The sequence below is a fragment of the Paenibacillus sp. OK076 genome, from assembly GCF_900110055.1.
Taxonomy (GTDB): Bacteria; Bacillota; Bacilli; order Paenibacillales; family Paenibacillaceae; genus Paenibacillus.
Genome location: NZ_FOCH01000001.1, coordinates 907,294 through 925,074, shown reverse-complemented (window position 1 = coordinate 925,074; position 17,781 = coordinate 907,294). Strand labels below are relative to the sequence as shown.

17 protein-coding genes are annotated in these 17,781 nt (G+C 47.0%); 6 read left to right on the top strand and 11 right to left on the bottom strand.

Going from position 1 to position 17,781, the window contains the following annotated elements:
* Nucleotides 1-27: 27 nt before the first annotated feature.
* The 7 genes from BMY78_RS04315 to BMY78_RS04285 all read right to left on the bottom strand — a co-directional run bounded on the left by BMY78_RS04315 (nucleotide 28) and on the right by BMY78_RS04285 (nucleotide 8,479).
* Nucleotides 28-2,442, bottom strand: coding sequence for a helix-turn-helix domain-containing protein (locus tag BMY78_RS04315; RefSeq protein WP_090895014.1), 2,415 nt, complete (start codon nucleotides 2,440-2,442; stop codon nucleotides 28-30).
* Nucleotides 2,443-2,507: 65 nt separating this feature from the next.
* The gene (locus BMY78_RS04310; protein WP_090895012.1) at nucleotides 2,508-3,380 is read right to left on the bottom strand and encodes a carbohydrate ABC transporter permease; all 873 of its coding nucleotides are present in this window, start codon (nucleotides 3,378-3,380) and stop codon (nucleotides 2,508-2,510) included.
* A gap of 52 nt (nucleotides 3,381-3,432) precedes the next feature.
* Entirely contained in the window at nucleotides 3,433-4,401 is a 969-nt protein-coding gene (locus tag BMY78_RS04305; protein WP_371129115.1) for an ABC transporter permease, read from the bottom strand.
* 24 nt (nucleotides 4,402-4,425) lie between these two features.
* Nucleotides 4,426-6,003: an extracellular solute-binding protein gene (locus tag BMY78_RS04300; protein ID WP_256221951.1), complete on the bottom strand. Its 1,578-nt coding sequence runs from the start codon at nucleotides 6,001-6,003 to the stop codon at nucleotides 4,426-4,428.
* Between the two features lie 205 nt (nucleotides 6,004-6,208).
* The gene (locus tag BMY78_RS04295) at nucleotides 6,209-6,745 is read right to left on the bottom strand and encodes a hypothetical protein (protein WP_090895008.1); all 537 of its coding nucleotides are present in this window, start codon (nucleotides 6,743-6,745) and stop codon (nucleotides 6,209-6,211) included.
* Between the two features lie 119 nt (nucleotides 6,746-6,864).
* Nucleotides 6,865-7,977, bottom strand: coding sequence for an L-dopachrome tautomerase-related protein (locus tag BMY78_RS04290; protein WP_177185650.1), 1,113 nt, complete (start codon nucleotides 7,975-7,977; stop codon nucleotides 6,865-6,867).
* A gap of 220 nt (nucleotides 7,978-8,197) precedes the next feature.
* A complete protein-coding gene (locus BMY78_RS04285; RefSeq protein ID WP_090895006.1) occupies nucleotides 8,198-8,479 on the bottom strand; it encodes a hypothetical protein in 282 nt (93 codons plus the stop codon).
* A gap of 188 nt (nucleotides 8,480-8,667) precedes the next feature.
* Between BMY78_RS04285 and BMY78_RS04280 the strand changes: the two genes are divergently transcribed.
* The 6 genes from BMY78_RS04280 (at nucleotide 8,668) to BMY78_RS04255 (ending at nucleotide 11,771) form a co-directional block, all read left to right on the top strand.
* Nucleotides 8,668-8,910, top strand: coding sequence for a spore gernimation protein GerQ (locus BMY78_RS04280; protein ID WP_090895004.1), 243 nt, complete (start codon nucleotides 8,668-8,670; stop codon nucleotides 8,908-8,910).
* An 11-nt stretch (nucleotides 8,911-8,921) separates the two neighbouring features.
* Nucleotides 8,922-9,308 carry a spore coat protein gene (locus tag BMY78_RS04275; RefSeq protein ID WP_090895001.1) on the top strand — a complete coding sequence of 129 codons (387 nt, stop codon included), beginning with the start codon at nucleotides 8,922-8,924 and terminating at the stop codon, nucleotides 9,306-9,308.
* Nucleotides 9,305-10,441, top strand: a complete 1,137-nt coding sequence (locus tag BMY78_RS04270; RefSeq protein WP_090894998.1) for a zinc-dependent alcohol dehydrogenase — start codon at nucleotides 9,305-9,307, stop codon at nucleotides 10,439-10,441. The genes BMY78_RS04275 and BMY78_RS04270 overlap by 4 nt, the downstream gene beginning before the upstream one ends.
* Before the next feature lie 31 nt (nucleotides 10,442-10,472).
* Nucleotides 10,473-10,673 (top strand): cytochrome P450 family protein, encoded by a 201-nt coding sequence (locus BMY78_RS04265; RefSeq protein ID WP_090894995.1) that lies wholly within the window; start codon nucleotides 10,473-10,475, stop codon nucleotides 10,671-10,673.
* Nucleotides 10,674-10,683: 10 nt separating this feature from the next.
* Nucleotides 10,684-10,980: a spore coat protein gene (locus tag BMY78_RS04260; RefSeq protein ID WP_090894993.1), complete on the top strand. Its 297-nt coding sequence runs from the start codon at nucleotides 10,684-10,686 to the stop codon at nucleotides 10,978-10,980.
* Nucleotides 10,981-11,501: 521 nt separating this feature from the next.
* Nucleotides 11,502-11,771, top strand: coding sequence for a SunI/YnzG family protein (locus tag BMY78_RS04255; protein WP_090894991.1), 270 nt, complete (start codon nucleotides 11,502-11,504; stop codon nucleotides 11,769-11,771).
* Nucleotides 11,772-12,197: 426 nt separating this feature from the next.
* Here BMY78_RS04255 and BMY78_RS04250 read toward each other — a convergent pair whose 3' ends face one another.
* From BMY78_RS04250 to BMY78_RS04235, 4 genes are all read right to left on the bottom strand, one after another.
* Entirely contained in the window at nucleotides 12,198-13,160 is a 963-nt protein-coding gene (locus BMY78_RS04250) for a glycosyl hydrolase (protein ID WP_090894988.1), read from the bottom strand.
* 91 nt (nucleotides 13,161-13,251) lie between these two features.
* Nucleotides 13,252-14,208, bottom strand: coding sequence for a carbohydrate ABC transporter permease (locus BMY78_RS04245; RefSeq protein ID WP_090902010.1), 957 nt, complete (start codon nucleotides 14,206-14,208; stop codon nucleotides 13,252-13,254).
* 86 nt (nucleotides 14,209-14,294) lie between these two features.
* The gene (locus BMY78_RS04240; protein WP_090894986.1) at nucleotides 14,295-15,194 is read right to left on the bottom strand and encodes a carbohydrate ABC transporter permease; all 900 of its coding nucleotides are present in this window, start codon (nucleotides 15,192-15,194) and stop codon (nucleotides 14,295-14,297) included.
* Nucleotides 15,191-17,776, bottom strand: a complete 2,586-nt coding sequence (locus BMY78_RS04235) for a DUF5696 domain-containing protein (protein WP_090894983.1) — start codon at nucleotides 17,774-17,776, stop codon at nucleotides 15,191-15,193. The genes BMY78_RS04240 and BMY78_RS04235 overlap by 4 nt, the downstream gene beginning before the upstream one ends.
* Between the last annotated feature and the right edge of the window lie 5 nt (nucleotides 17,777-17,781).

Genomic DNA, 17,781 nt, shown 5'->3' with positions numbered 1-17,781 from the left:
AGATCCTACACTCCTTTCGGCAGAAAATTATACGGAACGGTTACCACGTGAATGCCCGGTTTGCTTGCGAACGTCTTCCCGATAGCGACTCGGCGTCGTTCCCTCGCTTTTCTTGAACAAACGATTAAAATAACTCGCCTGATAACCGACCTGCTCCGCAATTTCATTGATCTTGACGTCTGTTGATTCAAGCAGCTCTTTAGCCCGATTTAATCTAATTTCGGTTAAATAATCCACAAAATTCTGACCAAATGTCTGCTTGAAGGCCCGGCTTAACGTGTAGGCATGAATCCCGTGAAGGTCTGCCAGTTCATCCAGAGATAATGCTCCAGCATATTGCTGCTCGGCGTGCTCCTTCATCTGATGAACGGCCATCTGTATCTGCTTCTCTTCCTTGCCTGTGAATTCCTCTACACATACATGCACGATGCGTTCCCTGAACCACTGAAACAATTCATCCAGATCATGCAAATGTACCACTTCCTCATACACTGCCAAGCCGAACAGTTCAACCGGATCTTCACCTAATTGCAGCAGGGCATGCTGTATCCGCGCCAGCAATTGGAATAACGCCTGGCGAATGTGCTCCTCTGGCGATTCAGATCCTGCGTATGTGTCTATAAATCGCCTGAAATACTCCAGAGCTAATTCCTCATCCCCACTGCGCAATGCTGAAATAATGTCCTGCTCCAATTCGAGTGGATAAGCTCCTTTTTGCTTCACATCCTGCTCCGCCTCCTCATTCATATCCATGATAGACAGATTGGAAGAGAACTGCCTTTTCCTCAATACGGATCGTGATTCTCTAACCAGCTGTGGAATGTGTGAAGCATCCAATGTGAGTTTGCTAAGGACCACCGTCAACCGGATATTCAATTCCGAATGTACACTGTCCATCCACTGTTGGCCCATACGGATCAGTTCATTTCTGAACTCAGCCGTATCCGGCTGGATCTCTGGAGGAACAGCAAGCAGCAAGGCAATGGACATATCATGATAATTGAGTGTCTCAGCCCGATAAGGAAGCTCTTGCAATTGTCTGCCCAATATGTCGGTTACGGCAAAACTGATCCACTCTTGGGATTCACGCCCATGGTGTTCACTCCCCTGAAGAAGAACAACTTCAGGACGAATATGGGCAAGCATAATAACGAACTGTTCATCCCTTAGATCCCATCCGAGCTGGGACAGTCGTTCCCGCCATTCACGGTCTGATGGCAACAAGAGATGACCAAGGGTTAGCTGGATTAACAGGCTTTCCCGGGCAAGCGGCAGATGTTCTTCCAAGCGCTGTTGTAACGATTCCCGTTCACGGTTTATCCCGATCCAGCGCTGTTCGATATGCTTGATTTCATCCAGATGTACAGGTCCATTCGAGCGGACCGGTGCCGATGAGAACACTTGGAATAACGAAGACATTTCCGTTTCCTTAGCTTCTATCGGTGCCTCGGTCAGGGTAAATATCCGCAACAATTTGGTAAAAGGTTTATAGAGTTGAAGTGAACCGACCCAGGACAGGATTAGTGCCAGCAACAATCCCGCTCCGTTCACAAGCAGCACGATACGGGGTACGGACACGATTGGAGCGACAATTTCATTGAGGGGAGCCGCGGAGATATAAGTCCAATCTGTCCCCAGTCTGCGGAAGGTCCCTGATTGAACGGAATAGGTTAAGTCGCCATACTCCATCAGGAAGGAAGACGGATTGGTTTCAAAATTTAACACATGTTCCCGAACGGCTTGCTGTAATCTTCCCAGCTCTTTGTCCTGTGGCAGCATGGGCTTCCCCTGCTCGTCCAGCAAAAAGGTTGTTCCGCCGTTATACGGGGACAAGGTCTGCAGCATGCTTCCAAGCTGCTGGTTATCCAGGGTGACGGTCAACGCACCGAGTGCATCCTCACTTCCACCCGGAAGTCGATTCACCATCATCATGGAACTGCCCTCCAGGGAGCGGGACCAATACGTCGCCTGCGGCTGTTCGGTCAACCGTTCCATCTTTGTGATCTCACTGGGGTCACTTATAAAATCATATCGTTCCGAATCCATCTTCACGGCTCTGGGTTCATCCAGATACAGCTGAACTTTGCCGATAAGTGTATTGGAATTCTGAATCATGAGCAGCAAACGATACAGTTCATGTACCTGCTTATATTTGTATACAAAATCAAGCTCTTTCAGGCGGTTATCAAATACCGGATCGAACGCCCACTGGGAAAAGATCAATTCAAGCGCATCCAATTGCTCACTAACCCATGCGGTCCGCTGCTCGAATTGTCGCAGATGGGATTGCTGCAAAATGTTCTCCATTTTGACGGTAACCCAGCCATACAACAACACACCTGTAATCACACCCGGAATGCAGGCGATAAACAGAATCATCATCAGACTGCGTCTGAAATAGCGCCCTCTTGGCAAGTTGACTGCTGTGCGCTTGAATAACATCTGTCTGTGCCTCCTTCCCGGGAATATAAGCCGAATTAATTGCAGCCTGAATCCTGAACACAGATTTATCCTTTAACCGAGCCGATCAAGGCTCCTTTGGCAAAGTGTTTTTGAATAAACGGATACACAACTAGTACAGGCAGAATGGCTACAATGATCGCGGCCATCTTCAGCATTTCTGTCGGCGGGGTCTCCACCTGCTGTCCAGGTGCAACCAGATCGATATTGGAAGCATTCAGCAGCATGTTCTGCAGCAGTACTTGAATAGGCCATTTGGCAGAATCGTTCAGGTACAACAACGCCGCGAAGAATTGATTCCAGTAGCCTACTGCGAAAAATAAACCAAATGCAGCCAATGCCGGCATAGACAGCGGCAGTACAATCGTGTACCAGGTTCGGATGGCACTACAGCCGTCAATGGACGCCGCTTCGCTGATCTCTGCCGGCAGGCTGTCGAAGAAATTTTTCATCAACAATACCGTCCAGCCATTGGCGAGCGCAGGCAAAATCAGCGCCCAGATGTTATTGATTAGCCCCAGCTCCCGTACCAGCAAATAATTCGGAATGATGCCCGGGCTAAACAAGATGGTTAGTACAATCAGGAACATCAATATTGTTCTGAATTGAAACCGCTTCTGGGACAGCGCATAAGCCAGAGAAGACGATACAGCCAGGCTGCACACCGTGCCCACGGTTGCCAGAAATGCACTGTTTCCCAGCGAGCGTGCAAAGGCAGGCGTCGATAACAAATACGTATACGCTTCGACAGACCAGTGTTCGGGGAAGAGTACGATTTTCTTTTGCAAATACTCTCCTGGATCGGTGAACGAAACGACAAAAACATAATACAGCGGGAAGAACATGACTACTGCCAACAATCCAAGAACAACAGCATTCAGGGACTGCCCAACTCTCTCACTCCATTTCAAACGATGCATTCGAAACCTCCTTCCCCTGAAACATTGTCTGACCCGAAAACGGGTACCGAAACTAGTAAACACCTTCCTGTCCCATGCGTTTTACCAGACGGTTTGCAACCACAACCAGTACCAGTCCGATCACCGATTTGAACAGTCCAACCGCTGTACTATAGCTGAAATCTCCCTGCTCGATCCCTGTTCGGTATACATAGGTGTCGAATACTTCAGCCACTTCGGATACAGCACCGTTGTACATAAGGAATATTTGCTCAAATCCAACCTCCATGATGTCTCCCAATCTTAAAATCAGGAGCACGATGATGACACTACGGATGGCAGGCAGTGTAATGTGCCAGATCTGACGCAGCCGCCCTGCCCCATCCATTCGAGCCGCCTCATATAGTTGGGTGTCCACACTCGCCATGGCTGCCAGAAACACAATCGTTCCCCATCCAGCTTCCTTCCACATCGCTTGCAAGGTCACCATCACCCAGAAGCTGTCCGGGTTCGTCAATATATCTACCCGCTGCCAGCCCCATAAGGTGAACAGTTCGTTAATCAGTCCCGTTCCTTTGGCGAACAAGAGCAGTGTCAGCCCCGCGATGATGACCCAGGACAGAAAATGTGGCATGTAGATAATCGTTTGAATTAGTCTCTTGTACGCCACACTTTTCAGTTCGTTAAGTCCCAAAGAGATCAGAATCGGAAAAGGAAAGAACAGAATCAGATTCAACAGACTAATCGCCAGTGTGTTTCGGAACAGCAAAGCAAAATCCGGATTGGCAAAGAGTTCAGTAAAGTGCAGCAGCCCGACCCACTCACTGCCCTGAATGCCACGAAAAGGGGAATAATCCTGAAAAGCAATGATGATGCCCCACATCGGGATATATTTGAAAACAAGAAAGAACAGGATACCTGGCAATGCCAGCAAGTATAACGACTGGTCACGCCGGAGCGAGGACAGCAAGTTTAACCATTTGCTCCTAGCTGAAGTCTGCTTCCCCTTTACCGTGTTCATTCGTTGTCCATGGCTGCTCATGGTTTGCAGCTCCTTCCCTCAGATTCAATGTCCGTTTCGTTTCTTATAAGCCTCTGTCATCTCATCACTCATCGCTTGAACATTCGGGTCATTTCGCAGCGACTCCACAAAGGTATCCCAAGCTTCAATCGGCTCTCGGCCTAATATAATCTTCGCTTTCAAGTCCTGAATCTTCTTGTTGAGTTCAGGCAGAACCTTCTGTCCGGTCTCCGATTGAAGGCCAGCAGATAGATCAGCTACACTAGTTTTGTCCCGTTCGGCCTCCACTTTCTTGAACAGCTCATTCGCCTGTGTTTCTTCATCCGTTTCGCCTGTCGTATCCCACGGCAGATCAATAACGTTGACGATATGATTGAAATCCGAGGCGTTGTCCGCAGTCAATTTTTCGTTATTCGCTACCTTTTTGCCATCCACCACTTCATAATGTGTGCCTTCAATCCCGAACTGCTGAATTTCAAATACTTCGGGGTTCATCCAGCTATCCACCAGCTTCAGAATACGTTTCATCTTCTCTTCCGGAACACTCGCAGGGATCGCCAGAATTCCGTTGTATCCAGCCCCCTTTGGGTTGTATCCATTCAGATTGGTCAGAGGGTAAAAGTCCGTATATTTGAAAGAAGGATCAACCTTCTTCAAGTCATCCGCATAGATTTTGCGCATCGTTCCTGTCTTGTCCACAATAATGCCTGCCTGATTACGCTTGAACAACTCCCTTGCCTGCGTCAGCTTGAGCGAAAGCAAATCTTCCGGCATCATGCCGCTGCTGTAAGCTTTGGTCAGATATTGAAGGGATTCTCTGACCTCAGGCAGTAACTCCCTGTAGATCAGCTCCCCTTGCGATTCATCCCATTTCCAACTGCTGTTGATTCCAATAAATGAACTTTCAATGGTGCCCAGTACAGGGCCGAGGTTGCCACCCCAACCAAGATCATCCGGACTGATATAAGCGGCAAGTGCCGTCGTATCTTGGGCTCCATTCCCATCCGGGTCCTGCTCCACAAAAGCCTTCATCACTTCGAACAGCTCATCCGTGGTCTCCGGCACCTGCAAATTCAATTTGTCGAGCCAATCCTTGCGGATGATGAAAAAGGAGTCTCCGGTTACCGGGCGGGGGCGGGGAATACCATAATTGTTGCCATCCGCTGCCTTGGTTGTTTCCCAGGCAATGTCGGGAATGCCATTGCTCAGATTGGGATAATCCTTGATATAAGGCGTGACATCCCAGAAAGCCCCCTGCTTGACCATCTTGGTAAACGTGCTTCCGAACGGGTCATTAATCATAATCAAATCCGGAATATCCCCGGAAGCGAGTGTCAGATTCAGCTTGTCACCATAAATATTGTTGGAAACCCACTGGATGTTCATTTTGGAATTCGTCGCCTTTTCGATTGCACGCTTGATGACATTATCATCCGCCGCAGGAACCGCACTTGGCGTAATCGTCATGATACTGACTTCCAATGGATCATCCGCATTACCATTACTTCCGTTCGCCTGTTCTTCTTCTTTATTTCCGCATGCACTGAGTACAACAGATACAACCAACACAATCGATATGATCCAGGCTAAACTACGGGTGTTTCGTTTCCCCACTTTTTGCATGAGCTTTCCCATCCTCCTTAGTCTCTTAAACCTATCGTATTAATCGGATTAACACTAAAAAAAAGGGGCTTCTACAGGCCAATGAAGAATATTCTTCGGCACTGGTCAAAGCTTTCACTCACTATATCGAACACCCGTATTTCCTGCAATTGCACTTTTTTGCACCTGTTAAAATCGGCATAAATAGCCCCTAAACCCTTTCGTCTCAGCGATATGGTCTGATAATTCTCTCGCTCCACACCTGTACTTCGATATAACGCTCCGGTCCGAGATCACCCTGTTGATTCCATTCCTGAGGCCAGCCATAGGTTTGAATAATGTCCAGTATTTCATTTTTCGTGAAGACCTGCTTACGGTAGGGTTTATCGTCCAAATAACGCATCGTTGGAAACAAATCGCCGTAGGTAAAACTTACGGAATCATCAGGCAGATTCTCCCATGAGATCGTGACCCAATCCGGTTCGGTATACCATGATTCCAACCACGTACATGCACTCAGGGTCATATAGTGAGGAAAACGGTTGGTCGGTTTCCCACCTTTGGCGATAAACTGCTCGTACGCTTTCCGCTCAAGTTCTCTGCGAATCATTATGTAATCAGCTGATCGCTGACTGGCAAAATTCCGGCCTTCCTGCCGGATATGCTGCGCAACGGCTTCTGCATCCTGCTCGGACAGACTAGAGAGATTGCGGAATGGTCCCACACTTTTTTCAAAATAATGATACGCGTTCAGGTCTGTCATTCGAAGCTCGCCTCTTTTTCATGTTGAATTAAGCTTACATTTCTGCCTGATAGCTGAATGAAAAAAGGAGCAGCCTGCAACCTTCAGACTGCCCCCTGTTTTGTAAAGTGGGATTTATATCAAAAGGTAGGAGCAGGTAATTCATCAATTTTTATACGAAGTAAACTATACGGTTTTTGTCGCAGGTCTCTTCCATAATGAAATCTCGCCTGCCTATGTAATTGGTTCACAATTACATATAAGTATTGATCCGGACCAATAGAAAAAGTATCCGGCCATAAAATTCTCGGATCATGAGCGATGGTTTCCATGATTCCATTCGGCAATATTTTTCGAATACTATCGTTTTCATAATCTCCAGCATAAACGTTTCCTTGTGCATCCGTTATCATTCCATCAGACGCACCTTTTTCTCCCCAATACTGCACAAGATCACGTAAATTGAAATCCGGTATCGTTCTGTCTCTTAAGGCTTCTGTTGAGATCGAGTATAGATGACGACTGGTTAATGGACAATAGAATAACACTTTTCCATCAGGGGAAATGGCTATACCATCAGAGGCCAATCGAAAGGGAGATGTCGATCCATCCGTGTTTCGATTCATCAAAATTTTACCTTCCACTTTCGGTAAAAAATATGGATCGGGTGAAGTTGAATCTGCTCCATCTAACCGTCTGTATGCATTTCCGTTTTCTAAATTCACGACGATAATAGCGCCTGGACCATTGGAAGAAGAATCGGTAATATATGCATAACCCGCTTTACCTACACGAAAATCAAATCGGACATCATTCAGATACGTTGTCGGCAAGACTACATCTTCTCCAAATGTATATACATTTCTTATTGTATTTGTTTTTAAATCTACAGCAACTAATTTTGCCCCTCCTTTCACAGGCTCAGAAAAGTTTGGTGCAGCCGTATCCAATACCCACAGGGTTCCCCTCCCATCTGCAACTACACTTTGGACACTGATGAAGGACATAGTGATATTCAAAGGGTTTATCAAATTCGTTTCTAAATTTGGATAAGGCTGCACCCGACCCTCAACAATTTCCGCTACCGTAAATCTTACGTCATCTCCCCATTTCGGAAAGCAAATGAAGATGCGCCCGGTTTCTGACACACTAACACCTGTAGGCATAGCCCCATAAAATGAATAAACGAGTTCTAACTTACCGAAATATTCTTCCATTGGCAACATAGGTTTTATGATATCCTCCCCAAACATATTTGAATAGATATACCTATAATATGTTCAAGACATCTTCTAATACCTGGCTCTTAATCATTCTTTTTCTATCCGAAATATCTCAAAAAAAAACAAAGAAGCTTCGGCGCTAACCGAAGCTTCTAACGGTGAGTCTCCGTGTCTATGGCAAATATATTCTTACAAGCGTCAACACAGGTCATATCCGAAAAAGAAAGCCAATCTCTGCCAAACAAACTGTTTATTGTTGGTCCGGCAGATGTAATGCATTGGCTGAAGTTATCGCTTGATCTAAAAACTCTTCTGCTCGGGTCAATTGCTGCCGGGCCTTCTCCAACGCTTGTGAATTGGTTGCCGCATTAGATTCACTTATGGAGCTTATTGCCTGATTTAAAGCCGTCTGCACCTCAGAAACCGCGTTAGATGCGTGCTGCTCCAGCGTATTACCACTCGAGTTAAGTGCACCTTCTGCCGGTTTTCTTGCATTTTCGGTGGCTAGATCAATTTTGTTTTTATTGGGCACCGTAAGTCCTCCTTCCATGAGTAAGATCATTCATTTAAACAGAAATAAGTATGGGAATGAGATTTTGTTTATATCCCTGCGACGGTATGGGAATATTCGGATCTTACCTCTCCGGCGATCCATATTAGTATAAGATCCGATGCATTGGAAAATCTAACGTTGTTGAAAAAGGAGGTGATCATTTCTTAATGACTAATCCAACGCTAGCGCCGCACGAATCGATGGAACTGCATGAAGCGTTAAACTTCAAAACGCTCTGCCTCGCTAAGTCGAAACTTATGCAAGGCCTGGTCTTTGACCAAGAGCTAAAAGCCTTAATGCAGAAAGACGTAATTCAATCCATACAACAGATCGCCGAGCTGCAAGCAATCTACGCAAGAGCTCCTTTTCAAGCGCCTGTTCCGAATAGTCCGACACCTATAACACATTAAGGGGAACTCAGATGAATACCGATTATTTAGACCCGATTAATTCATTGAATATGCCGGAAATGGCAGATATGACTTTTGCCATGGACTTCCTTCTTCGTGCCAAGGAGGGTGTACGTAATTTGTCCATCGCCCTGACGGAAACGGCTTCAACGGATGTAAGAGCCTTGCTGCATACTCAACTTAAGCAGGGGATTGCAATGCACCAAGAAATCACGGAGCTCATGATTCGCAAAAAATGGTTTCATCCTTATGAGCTGAACGAACAGTACCAACTCGATCAGCTTTCGGCGAAAAATACGGTGATGATCGGGCAGATGAATCTGTTCCCGGATGATACGTCGCGTAAAGGGATGTTTGATCGGACCCCAGATGAGCATATTGGAGGACATAAAGCATGAAGGCGGTAACGTATCAAGGGATTAAAAATGTCGTGGTCAAAGAGGTGCCTGATGCGAAGATTGTGAAACCGGACGATATGATCGTAAAGATCACCAGTACCGCCATTTGCGGTTCTGACCTACACCTTATTCACGGGATGATCCCTAACCTTCAGGAGAACTATGTCATCGGACATGAGCCGATGGGGATCGTAGAAGAAGTAGGTCCTGGCGTGACAAAGGTAAAAAAAGGCGACCGTGTGATCATTCCGTTTAACATCGCATGCGGAGAATGCTTTTTTTGCAAAAATCAGCTGGAAAGCCAATGTGACAATTCAAACGAACACGGGGATATGGGCGCATATTTCGGCTACTCCGGAACGACCGGCGGATATCCTGGCGGGCAAGCCGAGTATTTACGGGTCCCGTTCGCCAATTTTACCCACTTTAAGATTCCTGAAAACTGCGAACAACCAGATGAAAAGCTAAGCTTGATCGCTGATGCCATGACCACGGCATTCTGGAGCGTAGATAATGCCGGCGTAAAAAATGGAGATACGGTCATCGTGCTCGGATGCGGCCCGGTCGGACTCCTGGCCCAGAAATTCTGCTGGCTGAAAGGAGCTAAGCGTGTTATAGCCGTCGACTATGTCGATTACCGCTTGCAGCATGCGAAGCGAACGAACCATGTGGAAACCGTAAACTTCGAACAGGATAAGAATATTGGGAACACTCTCAAGGAAATGACCAAAGGCGGCGCCGATGTTGTCATTGATGCAGTAGGAATGGACGGCAAGATGAGCGATCTTGAATATTTAGCCAGCGGTTTGAAACTGCAAGGCGGCACTATGAGTGCATTTATCATTGCGTCTCAGGCTGTCCGCAAAGGAGGAACCATTCAAGTCACTGGGGTATACGGCGGACGCTATAACGGATTTCCACTTGGTGACATCATGCAGCGAAACGTGAATATTCGTTCCGGACAAGCTCCGGTCATTCACTATATGCCATATATGTACGAGTTGGTTACGTCTGGCAAAGTGGACCCTGGCGACATCGTTACACACGTCATTCCCCTCAGCGAGGCCAAACGGGGCTACGAGGTGTTCGATACGAAAACGGACGATTGCATTAAAGTCATCTTAAAGCCTTGAATATGGATAAATACATGGGAGGACAATCCGAATGAATTCCAATTACGCTTTGCATGAGATGCTTGAGGTTCATGAAATGGCTGCGTTCAAGACGGTTTGCATGACGAAATCAAAGACCATGCAATCACTGGTAACCGACCCGGAGCTTTTGCAAATTTTGCAACAAGAAGTGAAATTATCACAACAGCAGCTTCAGGAGCTTGGTGGAGTGCTGACTAAAGCGACTTTATAGGAGATAAAAAATGAACCCAATATTAGAACACATGACAGGGCTTCATATGCTGACTGATGACGTCATCGCAATGGATTTTTTGATGAATGCCAAGAGCGGAGTCAGAAACTACGCCATGGCCGTGACCGAATGTGCCACACCTGAAATCAAGCAAATTTTGATGAAACAGCTCGATGAGGCCATAGACTCTTATGAAAAGATATCCACTTACATGATGCAGCATGGCTTATACCATCCGCACCATATTCCAGAGCAAATCCAGCTCGATCTGAAAAACATTCAGACCGCTATGAACCTTCCGTCCTGACGCGTTCTTGCCCCGGCAACATGCTTAAAAACATAATGGTTCAGGATTGTTTTTGATTTTAGCCGAAGACTTCAGAGAACAAAATATTTTTGTGTCAAATAATCCAACAAAGAAATAAGGGCGGATACAACTCCGCTCTTATTTCAGTTGCGTTACGAACTCACATTTATTCCTTAGATTTTAAATAAAGCCAAAATTCATTCAATCATACCTTTGCGCTAAAATCCCCGTCGACTTAACGTAAAGACAAGATTAATTAGTCTAGTCTTTTTCGCCCATGACTGCTGTTGTTTTTTCTATAGACAATCCAACTAATGTCATGTTTCACGAATTCTGACGGTTGTATATTTTAACTGCTTGGATTGGCCTATTTAGCCTATTGTCCTTCTTGTATTTCGTATTAAGTAAGCATCGAGTATAATTAATCCATGTATTACCATTTATGATTTTTGAAAAACACACTGTAAGTGTGAAGAGGAAGAATTACATGGTTAGCTGAGATATTAAAGGAGGGCTTTATTATGTTAGGCATCAAAGTACAGCAAGTAGAGAATCAACTCATCATCCGTTGGCAGCTTTCCAAAATAGAAATTCCCATCTCAGATATTAAAGCAGTTACCCTTGATGATACATATGGTGGAAGTGAGCCTTCAGCCGTTCGAATCGGCGCAGCGTATGGCGCTTCCGAAACAATCCTGATGCGAACAACCAATCAATCCTACATCTTGTTTACTTCCAATGAGGCTTTATTTCCAAAAATCAGTGCCATGCTTTCCAATAATGCAGGTTAGCTCTTTATTCAGACCTCATTCCTCCACAAGAAAGACGTCTCATATAAAAGGTGCTATCTCCATAGGGCTTCGCATATCGGTAACCGTGGCCGCACGGCTGGTGAGCGAAATTCGTCAAACTTGCAACGTGCTAACGAATCTAGCGCACCTTAAACGTCCGATTCTCAAGGCATGCCAATTTTAACGAACTTCAGTGACGTTATTTCGGTACAAACACAGCGTCAAAGCCTAAAAAGCGACGCAATACATAAAATAACGTCTCTGGGATTCGTTACATCTTAGAACGGTGCAAATGAGAGCAAATAACGTCTGTCAGGTTCGTTAGGCCAAATCAACGCGAACAAGAGGCGTCCACCGTCATGGTTCATGACTTATGGAACAGCCCCCTTTTTTTCACGTCAGTAGAAGTTCAGACAATAGCCCTCCCTATCTCCAACTCCACTTCGGTAATTGATCCAGCGTAATGATTTCTTCGCTATTATATACTTCCTTCAAATACGCCACGGTATTATGATTGCCACCCTTTAGGAATTCTCCTGTCCAGGTACAGAACCAGCTCCAATATACACCTTGCTCTTTCATTTGCTTTGGATCAGGAATGGAGCCGTTCTCGGCTAAGGCTATGATTTTGCTGTCTTTCACCAGTTCACGCAGATTCTCATAACGTTCAGCTAGTGGGCTGTGATCGCCTGCTTCTGGATACACATCCACACTCACAATATCCACCACATCGTCACCCGGATACCACTCCGGCTTTTCCGAGTTCCACACCCAGATCAGATTACCCAGCTCATATTTGTTGACCAATTGATCATACAGCAGGCGATATAACTGTTTGGCAGGTTCAGGTCCCTGGGCTCCCCACCAGAACCAGCCTCCCTCCGCTTCATGAAGCGGCCGGAATAACACAGGCACCCCAGCATCCTTAAGTTCTTGCAGCTGTAATGCAATGGCATCGATATCCCGGATCAATAAGGTATACTCTTGCGATTCAGGATGAGCCAATGCTGAAGCGAGATCATAGGTGGTGGCATCCGTATAGAAACCGCGCCACCATTCCTTGCCTGGTTCATCCACCAGATGAGTAGGTGCATTCCAATGCCAACACAGAGTCACAATTCCGCCTTGCTGGTGCCATGCAATCGCATCCCGAATCTCCTGGGAGATCGCGCCGCGTTCTGTCCTTGATGGAGAATAATCCATGAGATCGAATCCGATCACCGCCGGCTTGCGGCCTGTATTCTCATTAATCCAGTTCAGATTGCCGTAATCCTGCTGACCTGACAGTACCCCTTTTCCATAACGATCCGCCAAGTACGTCATCAGTTCTCTAGCCTCGGAAGTCGCATCTTTATTCACTAAATTACTGCTTATCTTTTGCTCCGTCATTGATAATCCCCCATTCCAAGGCAGGGTACATAGCGACCCAAATATCAAAAACACCCGAATTACGCATCCTGTACGACTACGCCAAGCCCGGTTAACCAACTACACCTGAGCGTTCAATACTTTCCACGAAATAGCGCTGTACAAACAAATACAAAATAATGAGCGGTGCAATCGCCAGCAGAATGCCTGTATCCACGATCATGGCAACATAATTGGGGTCTGCCTTCATGCCCGAGTTCGAGCCAAAACCCATCAATTGGGGAATTAACTGGTTCGCCTGGGCAGGCAATGAAGCCACCTTCAGCGAGATAAGCGGGCTTTCACTCATAAATAGCGAAGAATAGAACGTATCGTTGTACTGCCAGACAAACGAAAACAGAATGACTGTGATGAGCGGTGAAATGGCATTCGGCAGCATGATGCGAGCAAATGTCCGAAATCCTCCTGCTCCATCAATCAGTGCAGCTTCTTCAATTTCCTTGGGCATGCCCTTGAAGAACTGGCGGAAAATATAAATGAACAGCCCTGCCTTCAGCCCACCTGCCGTAGCCGCAGTAATCATGGACGGCCAGTATGTATTCAGCAGGTTGATCCCCTCTCGTCCCGTGAACAGATGAACCATTCCGAGGAAGTCAAAGTTGCGGAAATGCAGATACATCGGCACCATCAGGGTGCTTGTTGGCACCAAAATAGTGAGGATGACCAATACAAACAGCACATTACTGCCGGGAAAAGAAAAGCGGGCGAAGCCGTACCCGGCTAATGCACAGGATATCGCTGTGAGCAGCGTTGTAATCGTGACGGATAACAGCGTATTCGCCAGCAAAGGCAAATAATCCATCACCTGCGCCGCAAGCTTGATATTATCCAGCGTAAAATGCTGAGGAATCATATAGATGGTCGGATTATAGATATCCTGTTTATCCTTGAACGCAACCGAGATTTTAAGAAACAATGGATACAAAATAATAAATGAAATACCAATAATCAATGCATATCTGAAGATGGAATACAGGAGGTCCGATGTCTTGTTTCGCACCCTCTGCATGCTGTAGTTCTCTTTCGGAACCACCACCATGCGATCCGTTCCCGACACAGTCATAGTCTCATGCCTCCTTCAACGTTCGTTAGCTTTCAGTTGTAATGAACCCGTCGTGACAGTACCCATCCAACAACAACTAATACCAGGCCGATGACCAGCGTGTACAGCCAGGACATGGCTGAGCTCAGACCGAAGTTCTGTGTTTTAAACGCCGTCTGGTAAATGGCCTCTGTCACCGGGCTTCCTGCAAAGGAATCAATAATCGTATAGATGACATTGGTAAGAATCAATGGACTCACCATCGGAAACGTAATTTTCCAGAAGGATTCATAGGCCGTCGCTCCTTCAATTTTGGCCACTTCGTACATGGAGCCGGGTACCGATTGCAGCGCAGCGAGGAAGATCAGAATCTGTACGCCGGAGCTGCTGACAATATCGTAAATGCGCATAATGGCTTCCACGATGTAATCGACATATGCCATGGGCAACCCCACATCATTCAGCATTCGCACGATTGAAAGGACGTTAAACGATGCTCCCCCCTCTGCCGACGAATCCACTGCACTGATGTCTCCCATCAGATTGATCAGACCTGCGGACTCGGCCGCCGCCACCGCACTGGAGGCCAGAATGACCGGCAGGAAGAAAATCGCACGCGCCATCGTTCTCCCTTTGAATTTCTGGTTAAGCAATGTGGCCGTAAATAAACTGAAGAATAGAATCATCGGCACATTCAGCAGCATCGCTCCGACCGAATCCACCAAGATCCGGTTGAATGTTGCATCGACCAGGATGGCATCCTTGAAATTTTTCAGCCCGACAAAATCCAGTACATATCCTCCCGGGGCAACCGACAGATTGCTCAAACTGAACCGGATCGATTGCAGCAGCGGCGTAGCGAACAAGAAGATGAAACCAATCAGCCATGGCGAAATAAATGCAAGTCCAAGCAGTGCTCTCCGTGATTTCAATGATAAACGAAGGCTTCTCATTGGTTCGCTCCTTCCACTGCATAGTCCGCCCCGCCAACGGTAATTCCATTAATCGTTACCGGATCAGCCGTGTAATTCACCAAAATCGTTACACCGCCACTATAAGTGACACGCACCACGCCATCCTGAACTCGTTCATGCTCGGTTATTGGCTGGTTCCGCAAATGACCTAATACGTCATTCGCTTCCTTGTATAAGGCAGCCGCCTCATCTACCCAATATGCAAATTCTGTGGCATAAGCCGAATCATAATTGGTCAGCTTCAACTTGGACGATGGTTCATATGTCCATTGAAATTGCGGAGCCGAGCCCAGCTCCAGACTGCGGAGCAGCTGTTTGCGCAGATCCTGATCCCCCGACGTATTCATTGCGGAAGCAGCGTAGTCCATATATCCATGAATGACCATTTCATAAAAAGGAACTTCCTCATCGGTAATGTTGAACCGGCTGGAGCCTGAGGGAGTATTAACAATATGCTGCGTATATCCCCACGCATAAGCATTAGCGGATGACAACATCATGTTCGGATATTCCTGCTGCAGCTTGCCAAGTTGCTCCTTCACGATGTTCTTCGCAGTTTCTCTGTGGATGACACGACGATCCCGATAATCCGAGCTCAATACCTGCCCGAGATCACGCAGCGATAATGCGCTGAGTTCCAGTTTATTGATTTTCTCGGCAAACCCGCTCACGACATACGGCAGCTTGGCGGCCGACAACAGATAATAACTGTCTTTGCTCTGATCCATCCGGTTGAGGGCAGGATTGTATGGATACAGTTCAGCCATCTCCTTGGTGACAAATCGCGCTGCATCGGAGGATGGGGCAAAGTTCCAATCGTCGTGATAAATACGCTGAAACGCCACATCAGGAAATAACGCTCCGCCAGACTGCTTCAATTGTTCAGACAGATCATGCAACTCGGAACGACTGCCCACTTCACTGTCCAGCTTGACCTGGGTCGGTGTATGGTGGCTGAAACCTCCGCCAAACCATCCCTGATACCGCATCTGCACGCGGTTCACACCTTCCTGCTGTAACTTGGAGGCCATCTCAGCCGCTTGTTCATATGTCGTCATAGCCAATGTGGTCCGATATGGTACACCCAGGAATGAAGCTTTTTTGTCCACTGCACCTAACACATCCACGTAAAAAGGTATGGCTGATTCGTCCTCCAGCGGTTTCAGTACATTCTGCCCCACCAATTGCTGCTGATACAAACGGGCCATCCCGGAATAGCTGGCATCCTTACCATTAAGGAAATGGTATCGCACCTGAATATCCCCGCGGAATGGTTCCTCGCTTAATAGCTGAATCTCCTGCATCTTTTGCGAGGTATACATCTCCAGCTCATCCTCACCCCGCAGGGAGAACGTGCCGTAGACGTGGTTGTAGCTATTTTGCCTGCCTCCAATATCCGCAGAGATACTGGCCATGCCATCCCCTTTTTCAATCACAGCAAACCAGGCATGCTCACCGTTCTTCAATCCAAAGACAGGCATATGGACAGATTCACTGACCTGCGGGCGACTGAGTGAATTGTCATTCGGATCTGCACCGTACACACGCTGTACGTACTGCTCCTCTTTGACCTTTCCGTTATTCAGATGGATCAGACTGCCTGAACCGTCAGGTACAAACATATAACCTTCACCTTTCGTATCCGCGGCACCAAAGTAAGCGAGGAGATCGATATTGCGAATACGGTATTGACCGCTCTCTTTCACCTGACTTAGCGGCACGGTTACAACCAGCGAACCTTGATCCAGCCGATATTCCACCGGAATGACAAAGCTTGGTTTATCCGATGCGCCCCCGCCTTCGACTCCATTCTCCTCATTGTCAAAAGCAAGATCGTCAGCGGTGTACCCCGCCGCCTCAAAGGCATCCAGCATCTTGTTTAGCACAAGCTGCTTTGATATCTGTCCATCCAAGCGTTCCAGCACATCCGGATTGTTCTTGGTTGGATAATAACGAGCCGATGTATATCTTGCCACTGTGGCATCCAGTTTCGAAAGAACCTTCTCCTCCAGACGCTGTTTGCTGATCAGTTTGGGCAGAGCATCAATGCCAAGCGAGGTATCCCCAAGCGTGTATGTAACACGAATGCCCTGATCCACATTGGCAGCTGCGAACTGTTTGTTGCTGATACTGGAGCTAAAGTTCGGAAAGTTCTCCAGCGTACCGATCGCATCCCGGAATGACACGTTCAGCTGGGAGGATAGCACTTCCTTTTCATAAGCGGAAGCCAAGCCATCCTGATTACGTTCGTTCGGATTGCTGTACCAGATCTGCCCACTCGCTTTATCACGAACGGCAATTTCCGTCGTTTCTTCGTTGTAATACAGCGCCAGTCCCTGGTCTTCGACGACCAGTCGCATACCCGGCACACCCTCTGAAGCATCGGTGAGGATTTGCAATGTCTTCGTCTCGGTTGATATGGCCTCTGTTGTTGCTTCAAGATAAGCCGTTGCTTCCACAGCAGGTACTCCCCTGTTATTGATATACAGCAGTCCAGCCGCGATCAGGATCACAGCAGCACCACTGGCCAGCACCGTATATATTCGTTGCCTTTTGTTCACGGATG